This window comes from Spirosoma litoris, from assembly GCF_054776755.1.
The window spans coordinates 195407-214381 of the sequence record NZ_BAAHBI010000005.1 but is presented as its reverse complement, the minus strand read 5'-3'; the positions used below and the strand labels follow the sequence as shown (position 1 = coordinate 214381).

14 protein-coding genes are annotated in these 18975 nt (G+C 47.5%); 4 read left to right on the top strand and 10 right to left on the bottom strand.

All coding sequences use genetic code 11. The features are described 5' to 3' along the window. Positions 1-141 precede the first annotated feature (141 nt). Both ACYVGR_RS03500 and ACYVGR_RS03495 read left to right on the top strand, forming a co-directional pair. A complete protein-coding gene (locus tag ACYVGR_RS03500; RefSeq protein ID WP_460953892.1) occupies positions 142-348 on the top strand; it encodes a heavy-metal-associated domain-containing protein in 207 nt (68 codons plus the stop codon). A gap of 11 nt (positions 349-359) precedes the next feature. Further along, entirely contained in the window at positions 360-2687 is a 2328-nt protein-coding gene (locus tag ACYVGR_RS03495; RefSeq protein WP_460953891.1) for a heavy metal translocating P-type ATPase, read from the top strand. 194 nt (positions 2688-2881) lie between these two features. Here the strand turns inward: ACYVGR_RS03495 and ACYVGR_RS03490 are convergent, their stop codons facing one another. Further along, a complete protein-coding gene (locus ACYVGR_RS03490; RefSeq protein ID WP_460953890.1) occupies positions 2882-3451 on the bottom strand; it encodes a 50S ribosomal protein L25/general stress protein Ctc in 570 nt (189 codons plus the stop codon). Positions 3452-3539: 88 nt separating this feature from the next. After that, on the bottom strand, positions 3540-4481 hold the full coding sequence (locus tag ACYVGR_RS03485; RefSeq protein WP_460953889.1) for a ribose-phosphate pyrophosphokinase: 942 nt from the start codon (positions 4479-4481) through the stop codon (positions 3540-3542). A gap of 206 nt (positions 4482-4687) precedes the next feature. Here ACYVGR_RS03485 and ACYVGR_RS03480 point away from each other — a divergent pair, with 206 nt between their 5' ends. Further along, entirely contained in the window at positions 4688-6184 is a 1497-nt protein-coding gene (locus ACYVGR_RS03480; protein WP_460953888.1) for a glycine--tRNA ligase, read from the top strand. Positions 6185-6260: 76 nt separating this feature from the next. On the opposite strand, the gene ACYVGR_RS03475 is transcribed toward ACYVGR_RS03480, so the two are convergent. The 8 genes from ACYVGR_RS03475 to ACYVGR_RS03440 form a co-directional block, all read right to left on the bottom strand. Next, a complete protein-coding gene (locus tag ACYVGR_RS03475; RefSeq protein ID WP_460953887.1) occupies positions 6261-6920 on the bottom strand; it encodes a Uma2 family endonuclease in 660 nt (219 codons plus the stop codon). 44 nt (positions 6921-6964) lie between these two features. Beyond that, on the bottom strand, positions 6965-8215 hold the full coding sequence (locus tag ACYVGR_RS03470) for a sulfate adenylyltransferase subunit 1 (RefSeq protein ID WP_460953886.1): 1251 nt from the start codon (positions 8213-8215) through the stop codon (positions 6965-6967). An 84-nt stretch (positions 8216-8299) separates the two neighbouring features. Further along, positions 8300-9202, bottom strand: coding sequence for a sulfate adenylyltransferase subunit CysD (gene cysD, locus ACYVGR_RS03465; RefSeq protein ID WP_460953885.1), 903 nt, complete (start codon positions 9200-9202; stop codon positions 8300-8302). Between the two features lie 95 nt (positions 9203-9297). Further along, entirely contained in the window at positions 9298-10014 is a 717-nt protein-coding gene (locus tag ACYVGR_RS03460; protein ID WP_460953884.1) for a phosphoadenylyl-sulfate reductase, read from the bottom strand. 133 nt (positions 10015-10147) lie between these two features. Continuing rightward, positions 10148-11341 (bottom strand): trans-sulfuration enzyme family protein, encoded by a 1194-nt coding sequence (locus ACYVGR_RS03455; RefSeq protein WP_182462424.1) that lies wholly within the window; start codon positions 11339-11341, stop codon positions 10148-10150. A gap of 80 nt (positions 11342-11421) precedes the next feature. Then, the gene (locus tag ACYVGR_RS03450) at positions 11422-12489 is read right to left on the bottom strand and encodes a sulfite exporter TauE/SafE family protein (protein WP_460953883.1); all 1068 of its coding nucleotides are present in this window, start codon (positions 12487-12489) and stop codon (positions 11422-11424) included. Positions 12490-12704: 215 nt separating this feature from the next. Continuing rightward, positions 12705-13892: a S8 family peptidase gene (locus ACYVGR_RS03445; RefSeq protein ID WP_460953882.1), complete on the bottom strand. Its 1188-nt coding sequence runs from the start codon at positions 13890-13892 to the stop codon at positions 12705-12707. A gap of 134 nt (positions 13893-14026) precedes the next feature. Then, entirely contained in the window at positions 14027-15826 is a 1800-nt protein-coding gene (locus tag ACYVGR_RS03440) for a hypothetical protein (RefSeq protein WP_460953881.1), read from the bottom strand. Positions 15827-16034: 208 nt separating this feature from the next. Here ACYVGR_RS03440 and leuS point away from each other — a divergent pair, with 208 nt between their 5' ends. After that, a complete protein-coding gene (gene leuS / locus ACYVGR_RS03435) occupies positions 16035-18890 on the top strand; it encodes a leucine--tRNA ligase (protein ID WP_460953880.1) in 2856 nt (951 codons plus the stop codon). The last annotated feature ends 85 nt before the right edge of the window (positions 18891-18975 follow it).

Genomic DNA, 18975 nt, shown 5'->3' with positions numbered 1-18975 from the left:
TAAAAAAAGGTTAAAACGTAAACTTATAAATTGGACTAATTTTATGAGAGATGCCCACAATTCTATAAGCATTCTGGCAGGTCTTGGGGTGATATTTGTTGAATAAACTTTGTTAGCCATTAAACGAAGAATCATAAAACTATGGAATCCCTAAAATTCAAAACCAATATTAAATGTGGCGGCTGTATAGCTGCTGTTACTCCTTTTCTGAACGAAGCTGTAGGTGAAGGCCATTGGCAGGTTGATGTTCAGACGCCTGATAAAGTATTGACCGCCGAGGCTAGTAACGCATCGATCGTTAAACAGGCCATTGAGAAAGCCGGCTACAAAGCCGAGCCGCTGAATTAATAGCTACGTCAATGACTACGAATACGATTGAGCAAAGTTCACTGCCCAAAGGGGCGAAGGCCACTGGCATTCGGAAAACCTTTCCGGTGCTTGAGATGAGCTGCGCGGCCTGTGCTGTCAGTGTAGAATCCATACTGAAAAGTACTCCAGGAGTGAGTGATGCGGGGGTAAACTACGCCAATCAATCTGCCTGGGTGCAGTTTGACCCCAAAGTCGTACCTGTAGAGGAGTTGCAAAAGGCAGTTCGCTCTATAGGTTACGATATCGTTATTGAATCTGAAGACCCCAACCAGGCCGACCCGCAACAGATACAGGCCGAAGCGCAAAAGCAACACTATCGTCAGCTAAAACAACGAACTAGCTGGGCGTTGATTCTATCATTACCGATTGTTGTTCTGGGCATGTTTTTCATGGACCAGCTTGAAGCCAACGGCTGGTCTACCTATGCCAATTACTTCATGATGGCGTTAGCGGCAACGGTTGTTTTTGGATTAGGCCGTTCCTTCTTTACAAATGCTTGGAAACAGGCTCGCCATGCCAGAGCGAACATGGACACATTGGTGGCGCTTAGTACAGGCATTGCTTTTTTGTTCAGTGCGTTTAATACGTTTTACCCTGAATTTTGGCATCAACGGGGGCAACATCCGCATGTTTATTTTGAAGCCGCATCGGTGGTGGTCGCGTTTATTTTGTTGGGCAAAGTGCTCGAAGAACGTGCCAAGTCAACTACCTCATCAGCTATTAAAAAGCTAATGGGTTTGCAACCTAAAACAGTTCGTCTGGTCGAAGGGAATACCGAACGCGAGATTCCCATTTCATCCGTAGAGGTTGGTCAACTGCTGCTCGTTCGCCCTGGGGAAAAAATTCCGGTTGACGGACAAGTCGAATCGGGACAGTCGTATGTCGACGAGAGTATGATCAGTGGCGAGTCAATACCTGTTGAGAAACAGAGCGGTGCCGACGTTTTTGCCGGAACGATCAATCAAAAGGGTAGTTTCCGATTTCGGGCGGAAAAAGTGGGTGCCGATACATTGTTAGCACAGATCATTCGTATGGTGCAGGATGCTCAAGGGAGCAAGGCGCCTGTACAACAGCTGGTTGATCGGATTGCTGGTATTTTTGTGCCTATAGTTCTTGGTATTGCCCTGCTGACGTTTGTGATCTGGCTGGCATTCGGACACTATCTGGCTCCTCATACCGATCCTTTTACAACAGCGTTACTGACCTCTGTAACGGTGCTGGTTATTGCTTGCCCCTGTGCGTTAGGACTGGCTACACCAACGGCCATTATGGTGGGTATTGGTAAGGGCGCGGAAAATAACATACTTATAAAAGATGCTGAAAGCCTTGAGATGGCTCATCGAGTCAATGCCATCGTTTTGGATAAAACAGGCACTATTACTCAGGGAAAGCCAGTCGTAACCGATTGGCAGTGGGTTATTTCCGGAAATGAGCTGATTCAGGCCCAACGCATAGTATATACGATAGAGTCTCAGTCCGAGCATCCGTTAGCGGAGGCCGTGACAACAAAACTAGCCAATACAGAATCAATCGTATTAGATTCTTTTGATAGTATAACGGGACGTGGGGTAAAGGCCTGCTATCAGAATGAAATCTATTTGGTAGGCAACCAGCGCCTGTTGGCTGATCATCAGATCGAATTGCCCGAAGCCTTTGCAAAACAGGCTACGGACTGGCAAAGTCTAGCTAAAACGGTTGTGTTCTTTGCCCGATGTAGTGTTGACGGAACGAAAAATGAACTATTAGCGATCATCGCCATTGCCGATCCCATTAAGGCCAGCTCGAAGCAAGCCATTGACTTGTTGCAAAACCGGGGCATCGCGGTCTATATGCTAACAGGCGATAATGTCCAGACGGCTACTGCTGTTGCAAAACAAGTAGGAGTAGAGCACTTTAAAGCGGATACAATGCCTAGCGATAAAGCCAATTTTGTCAAAGAATTACAGACTGAAGGGAAAATAGTAGCGATGGTTGGCGATGGAATTAACGACTCACAGGCAATGGCTCAGGCCGATGTGAGTATTGCCATGGGCAAAGGGTCTGATATTGCAATGGACGTAGCCCGAATGACGCTGATCACATCCGACCTTACCAGCATTCCTAAAGCATTACAGCTTTCGAAACAAACGGTTCAGGTTATTCGACAGAATCTGTTTTGGGCATTTATTTATAACATGATCGGTATTCCTGTAGCGGCTGGGTTGCTTTATCCTTCGTTTGGCTTTTTGTTAAACCCAATGGTGGCTGGCGCGGCTATGGCGCTGAGTTCGGTATCAGTTGTTACGAACAGTCTCCGTTTGCGAGGAATGAAGCTTTGATGGTTTAAATACTTAGATACTATTGATTCTTTGGATGCTATAGATGCTATTGTACTACGATTTATGAATCTATAGTATCTAAAGAATCTATAAAATCTAAAACTCCACTGTATGCCTACAAAAAATCCCCACCAGTTCTCTGGTGGGGATTTTTTGTAAATCTATTAGTATAAAAAGTTGGCAGTATACCAGATTTATTTGGCCGAAACCGAACCACGCAGTGCACGTGGAATTTCGATGCTAGCCACTGGGTTTGATGCCTGCTCGAGCATTTCGATGTTTTTTACAGCGATCTGACCAACACGAACAGATTTACCCAGATCAAGACCTGATACATCAACATCGATGAAATCAGGGATGTTTTCAACAGTACCTTTCACGCGTAATTTCCGAACCCGCGTAACAAGTTTACCACCTTTTTGTACACCTGGAGCTGAACCTACCAAACGAACGGGAACGGCAATTTTAATAGGCTTACTATCGGTTACCAACAGGAAGTCGGCGTGCAGGAGCACGTCACTTACTGGGTGGAATTGAGTTTCCTGAAGAATAGCCCGGTATTCAGCGCCTTCAATGTTGAGGGCAACTTCAAAAATATTGGGCGTATAAACTAAGTCGCGGAACAGAATTGCTGGTGCATAAAAATGCACTTGCTCTTCGCCACCATACAACACACACGGAACATTACCCTCGGCCCGAATCGCTTGTGACTCCGTGCGGCCGAGATTCGCTCGTTGATACCCTACAATCTCGATTTTTTTCATGATTTTGAAACTTTAAAGAGTGAAAGAGCGAGAGAGCGAAAGAGTGATTAGCTGTTGACGCTCTTTCACTCTTTCACTCTTTCGCTCTTCAATATTTTATAAACAATGAACTAATAGATTCGTGATCTCGAATACGGCCAATGGCTTTGGCAAATAACTCAGCCACCGATAGTACTCTAATTTTGTCGTTGACCTGCTTGAGTGGCAGCGTGTCAGAAACGACTAACTCTTCCAATACAGAGTTCGCAATGTTTTCGTGCGCTTTCCCCGACATAATTGGGTGCGTACAAACGGCCCGCACCGATTGAGCGCCCTTGTCCATGATAATCTGGGCCGCTTTCGCCATCGTGCCACCTGTGTCAATTAAATCATCGACCAGCACGACGTTGGCGCCTTCTACATCACCAATGACCTGCATCGAGGCAATTTCGTTGGCCCGCTTGCGGTGTTTATCACAGAGTACGATGTCGGCATTGAAATGCTTGGCGAACGTACGGGCACGATTGGCTCCACCCACGTCAGGCGAGGCAATGACCAGATTCTCTAGATTCAGGCTTTTAATGTAGGGTACAAACACGGATGTTCCCTCCAAATGATCGACCGGAAAATCGAAGAAACCCTGAATTTGCCCTGCGTGAAGGTCTAAAGTCATTAGTCGATCTGCTTTCGACGCGGCCAGCATGTTTGCCACCAATTTAGCGGCAATTGACACACGGGGTTTGTCTTTCCGATCCTGACGAGCATACCCAAAATAAGGAATGACAACCGTTACGTAGTGTGCTGAAGCCCGGCGAGCGGCATCGACCATGAGCAACAATTCAAGCAGGTTATCAGCGGGTGGGGGAGTTGACTGAATCAGAAATACATCGCAACCCCGAACCGATTCTTCAAAACTGGGCGACATTTCACCATCGCTAAACCGTCGGCAGGTGTACCCGCCCAGGTCTTTGCCGTAGTAATGCGCGATTTTTTCAGCTAAATACGTAGACTGACTTCCTGAAAAAATCTTAACCGGATTAAACGATGCCATGTGTGCCAGACAAATTTTCCGCAAAGGTACGGAAAAAATGGCCAGAATAGATGATAGGAGTAAAGTTTCTTTGTGAAAGCACTTATTTATAGTGCGACTAAGTATATCAATTCAAAGACCTAATAGTGATTGGCTTAGATAAAGCTATTGATGAAAGCTCACCATTTTCGGCGTAAACACTATCTTTGCGGTATCAGTAACTGATTATGACAGAGCAGAAAATTTCCCCGGCTACCTCCTTACAAGACATTATTGCCCACGCCAAAGAATATGGCTTCGTATTTCCATCGTCCGAAATTTACGACGGGCTACAGGCCGTGTATGACTATGGCCAGAATGGCGTTGAACTGAAAAATAACCTCAAAACGCTGTGGTGGAAGGCCATGACGCAACTCCACGACAATGTTGTTGGAATTGACGCGTCGATCTTCATGCACCCGCTGACGTGGAAAGCGTCGGGCCACGTTGACTCGTTCAATGATCCGATGATCGATAATAAAGACTCGAAGAAACGCTACCGCGCCGACCAATTGCTGGAGCTAAAAGCCGAAGCTTATGCCAACGCAGGCGACGAAGCGAAAAGTACAGCCTTGTTGCAGGAAATGGGACGCTTATTAGGTGACAATGACCTCGAAGGCGTTCGGAATTTAATTATTTCCGAAGGTATTAAAGATCCTGTTTCGGGTACTGATAACTGGACCGAAGTTCGCCAGTTTAATCTGATGTTCTCGACGCAAGTGGGTTCGTTGGCTGAAGACGCTAGTCTGATTTATCTGCGCCCTGAAACGGCACAGGGTATTTTCGTTAACTTCCTGAATGTGCAGAAAACAGGCCGGATGAAGGTTCCGTTTGGAATTGCCCAGATCGGTAAAGCATTTCGGAACGAGATCGTAGCCCGACAGTTTACGTTCCGGATGCGCGAATTCGAACAGATGGAAATGCAGTTTTTCGTGCGCCCTGGCACCGAAATGAAGTGGTACGAAACCTGGCGCGATACGCGGATGAAGTTCCACGAGGCCGTTGGATTACCCGCCGAAAAACTCAAATTCCACATTCACGAAAAACTGGCTCACTACGCCAACGCAGCGGTCGATATTGAATATAAATTTCCGTTCGGTTTCCGCGAAATGGAAGGGATTCACTCTCGTACCGATTTTGACCTGAAAGCACATCAGGAACTGAGCCGTAAAAAGCAGCAGTATTTCGACAATGATATCGATGAAGCAACCGGCAAACCTTACGGTAATTACATCCCGTATGTGGTTGAAACATCGGTTGGTGCCGATCGCTTGTTCTTAGCCGTTTTCTGCAATGCCTTTACTAAGGAGGTTGTGGGCGAGGGAGATCAGCAGAAAGAGCGGACCTATTTGAAACTGCATCCAGCATTGGCTCCTGTAAAAGCGGCTGTATTCCCGTTGGTTCGTAAAGATGGTCTACCCGAAAAAGCGGAAGAAATCGTGAAGAGCCTGCGTTCGGAGTTTAGAGTGGTTTATGAAGAGCGTGATGCGATTGGTAAACGCTATACTCGTCAGGATTTAATAGGAACGCCATTTTGCATCGCCGTCGATTACCAAACATTGGAAGATAACACTGTTACCATCCGCTACCGTGATACAACCGAACAAGTTCGTATTCCTATAAGCGAGTTAAAGGCTAAAATTGGTTACGAGGTTTCGATGGAACGAGTGCTGGAGAAAATGTAGAAAAATAAACTTTAGAAAATAGAAAAGCTCAGAAGTTGATTTCTGAGCTTTTCTATTTTCTAAAGAGTAATGATTATTAGACCAATAGTGTACGTAATGTAGTCACGTTCGCTGTTGCATCGAAGACTGCTTTCACAGGAATTGTAAAACCATCTAGATAAAGACTACTGACGGTTTCACCCATTCTAAATAAACCATTTAATGCATAAGCCTCTGTGTCTGAATCAAATGTGAAAAGCTCAATCGTTTGACGGGTTGGGTCAACGAGCCAATATTCAGTAACACCGTGTGCTGCGTAATCTTCAAACTTGATTTCCCGATCGTTCTTCTGCGTACTTTTTGATAATACTTCCACTACCAGATCAGGAGCTGGGTAATAAAGCAAATCAGGTTGAATACCTGCTGCTTTAGTTGACCCAAAATAGCAAATATCTGGCTCGTAACTGTTACGCGTCAGTTCAACCAATGCTTTTTCGACAAGCACAATGCCTAGCTGTCGCTTGCTGACAAAGGCATTTAATAGCGTACCAAGAAGCATAACGGCTGAATTGTGCCTGTGTAGAGCTGGCGAATGAACAACGATTTCGCCATTGATAAACTCGGCTTTCATGTCATCATTCAACCACTCATAAAATGCCTGTCTACGATTTTTTTCGTCGTTGAGAATCGCCTGTACTTGCTGAATAATCTGCGGAGCCTTGGGCGATTCAAGAAGTTGAGCAGCTAATTCGGTCATATAGTATCAGGTCTTTACTCAAATATACGAAAAAGGCCGTGTTGTTACGCTTCGCCTAGTAGCATCAATGCTCCTACCGTTACGTTCGATGTTTCGTCGATCAGGATTGCGCCACCCGAAGCACGGTTGGTTGCGTAGGGATCAAAACTGATAGGTTGGGCCGTTCGTAAAACAACTTTGGCCAGATCGTTTAACCGTAGCTGCTCTACACCTTCAATCTGTTCGTATGTATTGACGTTCAGTTGATAGGCAATCTCGCGAACGGAGCAACGAGTACGGAACGTCCCGACCTGTAACACGTATTTATTCCCTACCTTGAACTCCTTGGAATCCATCCAGCATAGCATCGCTTCAACCGTTTGGCTACTCAGTGGCTGGCTTTCTGAACGAACAATTAGGTCACCCCGACTAATGTCTACATCGGTTGCTAAATGCAGCACGACCGACATAGGTGTTGTTGCTTCCTCCAGGTGAGTTTCGGCGATTTCGATAGCATCGATGGTTGAGGTCTCGCCCGATGGGAATACCGTTATTGCATCACCTTTGCGGAACTGGCCACTGGTAATTTTTCCGGCATAACCCCGATAATCATGCAGTTCAGCGGTTTGCGGCCGAATGACGTATTGCACAGGAAAACGAGCCTGAGTCAAATTAATATCATCGTCAATCACAACTGTTTCCAGATGTTCCAACAATGTTTGCCCATCATACCACGGCATTGATTCTGAGCGATCAACCACGTTATCTCCGTTGAGGGCACTCATCGGGATATAAGTTACCTGCTTCACATTCAGGTTTTTGGCTAATTCGGCGTAGTGAATACAGATATCCGTGAATACATCCTGCGAATAACCAACCAAATCCATTTTATTGACAGCCACCACAATATGGGGAATGCCCAACAGCGACGCGATGAGTGAGTGACGTCGGGTTTGTTCAGCTACTCCATGTCGTGCATCAACCAATACAATAGCCAACTGACAGTTCGATGCCCCTGTAACCATGTTACGGGTATATTGAATGTGTCCTGGCGCATCGACAATGATAAACTTGCGGGCTGGCGTCTGAAAATAGCGATACGCTACGTCAATGGTGATGCCTTGTTCCCGTTCAGAACGGAGGCCATCTGTCAGCAGCGCGAGGTCAATTTCACCATCGTCACGGCTTTTGCTGGCGCGCTCAATAGCTTCCAGTTGATCGGCCAGAATGGATTTGGAATCGTAAAGAAGACGCCCAATGAGCGTACTTTTGCCGTCGTCGACCGAACCGGCAGTTATAAAGCGTAAGAGATCCATATTTTAAAGAGTGAAAGAGCGAAAGAGCGAAAGAGTGGCTAGCGCGTCATTTATCGCTCTTTCACTCTTTCGCTCTTTCGCCTTTTAAAAATACCCGCCTTTCTTGCGGTCTTCCATGGCAGCTTCGCTGAGTTGATCGTCCATGCGGGTTTCGCCCCGTTCGGAGATGCGCGTAGCCTGAATTTCGTCAATAACGGCGTCCAGCGTGTCGGCGCTTGATTCTGAGGCCGCTGTGCAGGAAATATCACCAACGGTACGGAAACGGACCCTACGCGTAACCAGTTGATCATCGGCTTCGGGCTTGATAACGCCACCGGCGGTAGCCATCAATTTGCCATCCCGGATGAGCAACTCGCGCTCATGGGCGAAATAAATGCTGGGGAGTTCAATTTTTTCGCGCCGGATGTAATTCCAGACGTCCAGTTCGGTCCAGTTCGAAATCGGGAATATGCGGACGTTTTCACCTTTGTGAATCCGGCCATTGTAGAGGTTCCAGAGTTCAGGGCGCTGGCGCTTGGGGTCCCAGGAGCCAAACTCATCACGGACCGAAAAGACACGTTCTTTTGCCCGTGCTTTTTCTTCATCTCGACGAGCACCACCAATGCAGGCATCGAACTCGAATTCTTCGATCGTATCGAGCAATGTGAATGTTTGCAGGCCATTCCGGGTTGCATTCCGGCCTGTTGGCTCCTTCAATTTCTTTTCCCGAATGGTGTCTTCTACATAGCGAACGATGAGTTTTTCACCGATCCGTTCAGCCAGATTATCACGGTAGTCGAGGGCTTCCTGAAAGTTGTGGCCCGTGTCGATATGTACGAGTGGAAACGGGAATTTACCTGGCCGAAACGCTTTCAATGCCAGGTGTACGAGGGTAATGGAATCTTTGCCACCTGAAAAAAGCAGCGCAGGCCGCTCAAATTGACCGGCTACCTCCCGCATAATGTGGATGGCTTCCGATTCGAGCTGATCTAAATAATCGAGTTTCATTTTTTAATGAGTGATTGAGCGAAAGAGTGAAAGAGCGAAAAAGGTAGGGTAACTTCTATTTGTTACAGCACTCATTCGCTCATTCACTCATTCACTCATTTAGCATGCAAACCACACTCTTTCTTGGAGTTATCTTCCCACCACCAGCGACCTGCCCGGAAATCTTCACCTTCCTGAATGGCGCGGGTGCAGGGCTGACAGCCGATGCTTACAAAACCACGGTCGTGGAGTGGGTTGTAAGGCACATGATGATCTTTTATGTATTGCTTTACCTCGTCGAATGTCCAGTCCATTAGTGGGTGGAACTTGAATAGGTCGTGCGAGGTATCCCATTCGAGTTGGGTCATACTCTGGCGGTTGGCCGATTGCTCAGCGCGAATACCCGTAATCCAGATTTTCTGACCCTTCAACGCCCGGTTTAAAGGCTCAACTTTCCGAATGCCACAGCATTCTTTCCGATTCTCCACAGAGTCGTAGAAACTATACGGCCCTTTGGTGGTCATTAACGTTTCTTCGGCGTTCCTGTCTGGAAAATAAGCTTCAATTTTGGTTGCGTATCGATCATTCGTCTTTTTCCAGACCGAATACGTTTCGGCAAACATTCGGCCTGTATCGAGTGTGAAAATTTTGATCGGAATGTTATTCGCCAGAATCAAGTCAGTAATAACCTGATCTTCATAACCCAGGCTGGTCGAAAAAATGACCTCGCCGGGAAACAATTCAGCTAGCGTACGTAAGGCGTCAACATTGCTTAGCCCTGACAATCGGTCAGTTAGGCCTTCAAGCGTGTATGAGGTGGACTCGGCAATCATGTTAGTTGGGCAATTTTATCGCCTTGCCGGTTTTGGTCAACTGCCGGGCAGCGTCCAGAATCTTCATGACGATGATCGTATTCTTTAATGACGTTAATCTGTCGGATTTAGTTTCGCCATACCGACTCAAGCGTTACCCCACATTTACCTTTAAAACCTCTGCCGATTTCGCTGCTGCCTGCGCAAAGTCTTCAATTAAATCCTCTACGGCTTCCAGACCTACCGAAATCCGAATCAGGCCCGGCGTGATGCCGAGTGCTGCCTTTTCTTCGGGTTTCAGTTTAGCATGAGTTGTTGTATTTGGGTTTGTCACAATGGTACGTGAATCGCCCAGATTAGAGGAAAGGGTAGGAATAGTTAACGCGTCAAAAAAAGCTTTTACCCGATCAAAGCCGCCTTCCAGTTCGATAGTGACAATAGCCCCGCCCGCGCTCATCTGCCGTTTTGCCAGATCATATTGCGGATGGGAGGGAAGGAACGGATATAATACACGCTCAACATCCGTATGAGCATCCAGCGCTTCGGCCAATTGCAGGGCGTTCCGGCAGTGGCGCTCCATGCGCAGGTCCAGCGTTTCCAGGCTTTTTGACAAAACCCAGGCATTGAAAGGCGATAAAGAAGGGCCGGTGTGACGGGCAAAGAATCGAATAGGCTGAATCAGATCGGCGCGACCTACTACAATGCCACCCAGTACCCGACCCTGTCCATCCATATATTTCGTTGCTGAATGCACCGACAAGTCTGCCCCAAAATCGATGGGTGTTTGCAGAATGGGCGTTGCAAAGCAGTTATCGACGTTCAGAATAAAGCCATACTTCGCCTTTAAGCGAGCCAGCATTCTGAGGTCAACTAACTCCAAACCAGGGTTCGATGGCGTTTCCAGATAAACCATGCGGGTGTTCGGCTGCATAGCAGCTTCCCACTCGGCTTCGGTGGCCGTTGCATCGACATACGTATGGGTGATGCCCCACTTGCTCAAAATTTGCGTAATGATCTGGTGTGCCGAACCGAACAACGCCCGGCAGGCAACCAAATGATCACCGGATTTCAATAAAGCCGCCATACTCGCAAAAACGGCCGCCATACCCGTTCCTGTGGCAATGCCATCTTCGGCATTTTCCAACATACAGACCTTCTCAACAAATTCCGTTACGTTAGGATTAGAGAAGCGCGAATAAATATTGCCCTCTTCAGTTTCTTCAAACAATGCTTTACCTTGTTCTGCACTTTCGAAGGTAAAACTTGAGGTCAGATACAGCGGTACAGAGTGTTCGCGGTTGAGCGATTGCTGTGTCTGAGTACGGATGGCTTTGGTTTGCTTTTGCATAGACTTATTTTGACAGGATTAACAAGATGTACAGGATTTCTCCTCAGCACTCTAAAATCCTGTACATCTTGTTAATCCTGTCAGAAAAACTTTATAATCTTCCGCAAACTTACGAGGATAACGACAATTCCGACGAGTATCATCATGGTTTTAACGGGTAGTTTTTGCGCCAGACGGGCAGCAATGGGTGCGGCAATCATTCCGCCCAGAATCAGACCGATGATTACCATACCATAGTTATCCAAACCAGCATATAAGGCGAATACAACAGAACTGGCAAAAGAGACAAAAAACTCCGCCAGATTGACCGAACCAATGGTATAACGAGGATGGCGGCCAGACGCAATAAGCGTTGAATTAACAATTGGGCCCCAGCCTCCACCACCAATGGCATCGACAAATCCACCAAACCAGGCTAGCAGGCCAATTTGGCGAACGGGCTTTTTCTTGGTCTGTTTCGCTAGCGCTTTTTTCAGAATCAAAATACCCAAAATAGCGGTGTAAACTGAAATCGCTGGTGATAAATAAGTTGCCACTACTTCCATATCGGCCAGCTTGGTAATTAAAAACGCCCCTAGTGCTGCGCCAATGACGCCCGGAATCAACACAATCTTGAACAGGCGACTGTTGACGTTGCCAAACTTCAAGTGCATATAGCCCGATACGCCCGATGTGAAAATTTCGGAGCTGTGTACACTGGCAGTAGCAAACAAAGGGCTAATGCCCACGCTGGTTAAAAAGGTAGTTGCTGTTACCCCATAAGCCATTCCCAATGCTCCATCGATCATTTGGGCAATAAATCCGGCCAAAATGAAGTAAAAAATATCGGGCGTGATATCAACTGTTTTAGCAATAACTGTCAGGCGATCCAACGTAAAATAGCTGAACAACAGGTGCCCGACGATCATCAAGGCCAGTGCCGAAAAAACATAAATAGCTATTTCGGTGCGATTCCTGCGTCGGAGCAGAGGGCGGGCCGAGCCTGTTTGCACGGTAGCGGTTGGAAAGGCAGCCTGCAAAGCTTTGGCTTGCTTCACTGCATTTTCTCCCTGAAGGCTGATCGTCAGTCCATTAAGGTCGATTTCTGGCTCTGCCAGACTAAGGGTAGTGTCTGCCGAATTGGTGGTAGAGGCTATCTGTTCATTCATACAGTATAATGCCTATCGAGTTAATGGAGTATTTTATTTATGAAAAACGGCACGTCAGCGTGCCGCATGTTTTAGACTATTTCAATCCAGCAGTGTGTAAACTGGCCTGAACGTGTCACAAAGATACGATAGGTAACTGGAAAGTTGCAAGAAAACCCGGCAAACTCCTTAAGATGGTGAGCAGGTCAAGGATATATGCCAGATACAATAAACAGTTATTCTCCCGCCATTGGATCAGGCGTTCCATCGGGATCGCCGGTTACTGTTCCGTGGGTCGGGAATGTATTGCCCCGGATGAACAGCAAACCTGCTACGTGGGGAGCTGCCATAGAGGTTCCGCTCAAGGTTGCATACTTACCTCCCATGTAGGTAGAGGTGATGCGCACGCCGTAAGCGCAGACATCGACGCTACTGCCAAAGTTTGAAAATGACGCAAACTGGTTTTTGCTGTCCATTGCCGATACAGTAAAGACATTGGCGTGATTTACGCGGGCTGGCGAGTAATTATCGCTGTTTTTGCTGTCGTTCCCTGCCGCGATAGCGAACAGTATACCCGCATTGGCAGCTTGAGTGATGGCCAAATCCAGCGTTGTTGAGGTACTTTCGCCCCCCAGGCTGAGATTCACAACATCACCCGCTTTCCCATTTGTCCGGACATAGTTTATAGCCTGAATAATTCCCGAAAGTCGTCCTTCACCTTCATCGTCCAGCACTCTTAGCGAAACCAGCGTTGCGCCCGAGGCAATACCCGTTACGCCAATGCTGTTGTTTAGCGCACCAATAATGCCTGCAACGTGTGTACCGTGCCCATTTTCATCATCGGCAGATGTGGTTCCGCTCACAAAAGATTTACTACGGCTGGCATCGACGTTGAGATCAGGGTGATCGAGGTCAATTCCCGTATCAATGATCCAGGCGGTTTTCGTCGTTTGTAAATCGCCCCGTCCGTAGCCTGTTTGGCTGATATTCCAGGGTAAGGTAGTTGACGTAGCAACGTCAACACAATTACACATCGACATAATCTGGTCGGGTTCGATCAGAAGGACAGAGGGGTCTGCTTTTAATTTTTCGGACTCGCTTTCGGTCAATTGAGCCAGAAAACTGGTTTGATCGCCTGTAGCCAGCACTTCGGCTTGTGCGTTAGTAATCTGGGCATCCGAAAGAAACTGTTCGGCCTGCGCTTCGGAGCTGGCAAGGCGAGCATTAGACGACGAAAGGGCGAGCGCTGGTCGGTAGGTAACAATATAGGAGCCCGCAATGGCAGTCCCATTTGTAGACGAAGCTTTGACCAGACAATCGGCAGCAATACTGGTTGCCTCTATACTATCGGTTTTACAGCCAAAGAGGCTAAAGCCAAGTAAGGCGACGTTGGTGAACGTCGCGAACGATAAAGAACGTCGCATGAGTACGTACGAAATAGATAGTTGGAAAGTATCAATCGTAAAAAGTCACGCCATGCGTTGTTGTGGAGTTGATTCAATCAAGTATACGCAGAAAGCCAGGAAGTCGTTGCGCGGGCTATATAATAACGATTGTACTAGCGTTTCAGTCTAAGGAATACCACTCGTCCGGCTGCGGGGAATTTCGTTTCGGCAATGGGTTGACCATAATGCTGGTAAAATAAGGCTACCTGTTGCGGAGAAAGTAAATCGAGATAGAGGTTAATGCCCGCAAAGTTGTTTTTGCGCAGAAATGTGTCTAAAAATTGCCAATCCTGTGCCGTGAATGCCCGACCCGGTGTTAATAATTGGGGCCAGCCATCGCGTAAAAAGGGCTGAATCTGGTCGGGATGCAATCGACCAAAATATTGCCCAACTCCACTTTTGTCATAAAATCGTCGGAAGGTAAAGACCGCGTTCTGTTGCGTGTAATAGGGGCAAAGCCCTTCCTTTGATCCAACACCATCACCCCCAATCGTACAGAATGGCCAGTCGAGCACAGCCGCGCCGGGTTGTTTTCGTACGATAGCACAATACGTTAGCAAGTTGTCTGATGCTACGTTCGCGGGGTAAATTATACGTTGAACATAGCCTGTATACCATTCCATACCCATTAACCCAAGTATAGCAAGGCCGAATAGTTGACCAGGTAGCCGACGAGGCCATTGAACAGGTAGTGCCAGTAACCCAAGCAACACCGGATAAATAAGGCTGGCCCGACCACCATGTCGGTTAAAGCTAAACCAGGGAAACAGTTTCAGGGTGGGCAGCACAACAGGATGATACAGCAGGCATACGGTCAGCATAAGCACAATGGGCAACCAAATGGATACTCGTCGGCGGAGTTGCCACCAGCCAATGCCGGCCAGCACGACCAGATACAAGCCTGGGCTACCCTGTCCGTAACTCTCAAAAGTGTCGCGCAGGTGAGGAGTGTAATCAAAATGATAGGTGTGCAAACCGGGCAGGTGTGGGATCAATAAGCGCAATGGGTGCGACCACGCGCGTAATTCTGGCACTGCACTAAAGTCGAACTTCCAGGCTGTAAAGGCAATTTGAAGCGTTAACGGCAAGTAGGCGTATAAACTGACCATCAACATCAACAGGCTAAGTAAGATGCCTACCTGATGATGGCTCCATTGTTCCTGTATATAACTGCGGATCAATGTAAACAAACTTTTCTGTTGATGCTGCACCGGGTTTAAACCCGGTGCAGCATCAACAGAATGTCGATACAGAATGACAACCAGAACTGGAAATGCGAGTGTCGTGAAGGTTAGCGCAAAACCGGCCACATAAGCCAGTTCCTGACTCAAGACCTGAACATGAAGCCACATCCAGATTAGTATATATATCAGTGAAATTGGTCGTTCAGTAGTTGCATCATACAGCAGCCGGTAGGTGGCTACGATACACAAAGTGGTCCAGTGCCCCACACAAACATTCATGTGAACGGGAAACTTATAAATGGCGTAAAAATTAAAAATCGAAACGATCAGCCCAAGGGTAACTGATTTTAACGGACCAAAGCGGGGGTGTAAAATAACGAACGTGCCGACTGATGCAATAACCAGGCTATACACATAATAATATTGTAAATATGGACCAGGGCCACCCAAGATTCGGTAACAGAACGTATACCAATAGTCGCGTTCGAAGCCCCAATCCAGAAAAACCTGATTCGTGCCATACGGGTAAAAGGTTTGCGTATTGAGTAGGTTGAGGTGAGGAAATGGGTTGAATAGTAGGTTTTTACTGAAAAAATAACCCACATACTCGAACTGATCGGTGTCGCCACCATCAGAGAGTGGATGCCGAAAGTCGCCCACAATCCAGCTACCTAGCAGCGCAGTCAGCAAGCCAAGCCCCGCTATCCAAAACCAATAAGAAAAGCGCATAGGTAGAATCGGCTGATCTGGGTTGAGTAAAAGAGTAGGGGAGCTGTCTTGATTCATTAGGTGTTTATACATTCATCGACCGGTCGATAGGCAAAAGTCTTTGTAATCGGCTATTTTTGCAAGATTAAAGAGTAACGCGGCTGGAAAGCCGCCCATTTTCCGAAATAGAAATAGAATTAGAATGCGGCTTTCCAGCCGCGTTACCCTTATGGCTGACTACAACCACCGCGAAACTGAACAGAAATGGCAACAGTTTTGGGACGATCACCACACCTACAAACCCGCAGAACAGACGACGAAGCCCAAGTATTATGTTCTCGATATGTTCCCATATCCATCGGGAGCAGGGCTACATGTTGGCCATCCACTGGGTTACATTGCCTCGGATATCGTATCGCGTTACAAGCGACTGAAAGGGTTTAATGTGTTGCATCCGATGGGTTTCGATTCATTCGGGCTTCCTGCCGAACAGTACGCTATCCAAACGGGTCAGCATCCGGCCATCACTACGGAAGAAAACCGGAAGCGATACATCGAGCAACTAAAAAATATTGGATTCAGCTACGACTGGACGCGCGAAGTTCGTACGTCCGATCCATCGTATTATAAATGGACGCAGTGGATTTTTATGGAGCTGTTCCGTTCGTGGTACAATAAAGATACCGACCGGGCCGAACCCATAGAAACATTGCTGCACAAGTTCTCTACGAACGGAACGACCGATGTGAATGCGGTCTGTGATGAAAATGCGCCAACCTTCACGGCTGCGGAATGGAACGCCCTGTCTACCCGTGAGTCGTACGAAATAACCTTAAAATATCGCCTGACGTATTTGGCCGATGCCGTTGTGAACTGGTGCCCGGCTCTTGGTACGGTTCTGGCAAATGACGAGGTGAAAGATGGGGTTTCAGAGCGGGGCGGTTATCCGGTTGAGCAGAAGTTGATGCGTCAGTGGATGATGCGCATTACGGCCTACGCCGACCGTTTGCTGACGGGCCTGGATACCGTCGACTGGACTGAATCGCTGAAAGAACAACAGCGTAACTGGATTGGGAAATCGGTGGGAGCTTCCGTCAAGTTTCAAGTTTCAGGTTTCAAGTTAAAAGATGGTGAATCTGGTAAACCTGAAACGTTTATCGAAGTCTTTACGACTCGCGTTGATACCATCTACGGTGTTTCGTTTATGGTGCTGGCTCCCGAACATGAATTGGCGGCTGAGTTGACAACGCCAGAGCAGCGGGAAGCGGTTGAAGCCTACGTCAATGCGGCTAAACTTCGTTCTGAGCGCGATCGTATGTCCGAAACGAAGGTTGTTTCCGGTGTATTTACGGGTAGCTACTGCGTCAATCCATTCAACAACGAACAAGTCCCGATTTTCCTGGCCGATTACGTATTGGCGGGTTATGGAACGGGGGCGGTTATGGCGGTACCTTCAGGTGACCAACGTGACTGGAACTTTGCCAAGCACTTCAACTTGCCGATCATCCCGATTCTGGATGCTCAGAAAGACGTTGACCAGCAGGCCGATAATACGAAAGAAGGCCACTATATCAATTCGGGTATTATCGATGGCATGACCTACAAGGAGGCCACTGCAACCCTGATTGCGTGGCTGGAGGAGCGAGGTCTGGGAAAAGGTAAAATCAACTACCGGATGCGCGATGCCGTATTTAGTCGCCAACGGTATTGGGGCGAACCAGTTCCAGTGTACTTTAAGGACGGTTTACCATATTTGATTGACGAAAGTGACTTGCCCCTGGAGTTACCAGCTATCGACAAATACCTGCCTACCGAAACCGGAGAGCCACCACTAGGTCGGGCTGAGGATTGGAAATACAAGGGAGAGTATGACTATGAACTCTCTACCATGCCCGGTTGGGCGGGTTCGTCGTGGTACTGGTACCGCTACATGGACCCAAACAACGACAACGAATTTGCCAGCAAAAATGCCATCAATTATTGGCAGAATGTTGACCTATATATCGGCGGCACTGAGCACGCAACGGGCCACTTGTTATACAGTCGTTTCTGGAACAAGTTCATGAAAGACCGCGGCTACGTACCGCAGGAAGAGCCATTCAAAAAGCTCATCAATCAGGGCATGATTCAGGGCCGGAGCAATTTTGTGTATCGGGTTGCAGGTACAGGACGAGAAGGCGTGCCCGCTGTATTTTTATCCCTGAACCAGATAAATGGTCGTGAAGTAACCCCACTTCATGTTGATGTTAACATTGTTGAAAACGACGTATTAGACATCGAAGCGTTCAGAAAACTTCGTCCAGATTTGGCCGAAAATGCTGAGTTTATCACCGAGTCAGACGGTCGTTATACCGTAGGTGTTGAGGTCGAAAAAATGTCAAAATCGAAGTTCAACGTCGTTAACCCTGATACGATTGTTGAGAAGTATGGCGCCGATGTATTGCGGCTTTATGAAATGTTCCTTGGGCCGTTAGAGCAGGCTAAACCCTGGAATACCAATGGCATCGACGGTGTATACCGCTTCATTCGTAAATTCTGGCGCTTGTTCTACAAAGACAACGCTGCCGGGGCATCGGATGCCGGAAGTAGCAGTTGGCTAGTAACGGATGAGCAACCTACACCTGCCGAACTGAAAATCTTGCACAAGACGATTCAGAAGGCGGGGAATGATATTGAAGCGTTCTCGTTCAATACGTCGGTCAGTTCATTCATGATCTGTGTGAATGAGTTGGCTACCCTGAACTGCCACAAACGGGCTATTTTGCAGGATTTGGTGCTGATTTTGTCGCCCTATGCGCCCCACATTACCGAAGAACTTTGGGCAGCTTTGGGTAACGAACCTGGCACAATTTCGAAAGCCGAGTTCCCTAAATTCAACCCAGCTTATCTGGTTGAAGACGCGTTTGAGTATCCGATCCAGATTAATGGGAAAGTACGTACAACGATCAGTTTCGCCATTGACCGCGCCCCAACCGAAATCGAAAAGGAAGTTCTGGCCGACGAGATCGTACAGAAGTGGCTGGAGGGTAAATCACCCAAAAAAGTGGTTGTCGTTCCAAAGCGGATTGTTAACGTGGTGATTTAAACACAGCAGGGCGCAGTTTGTATAAACTGCGCCCTGCTGTGTTTGGAAGTATAAACGTGTAGCCAAGTTCTGAACCTAACTGGAG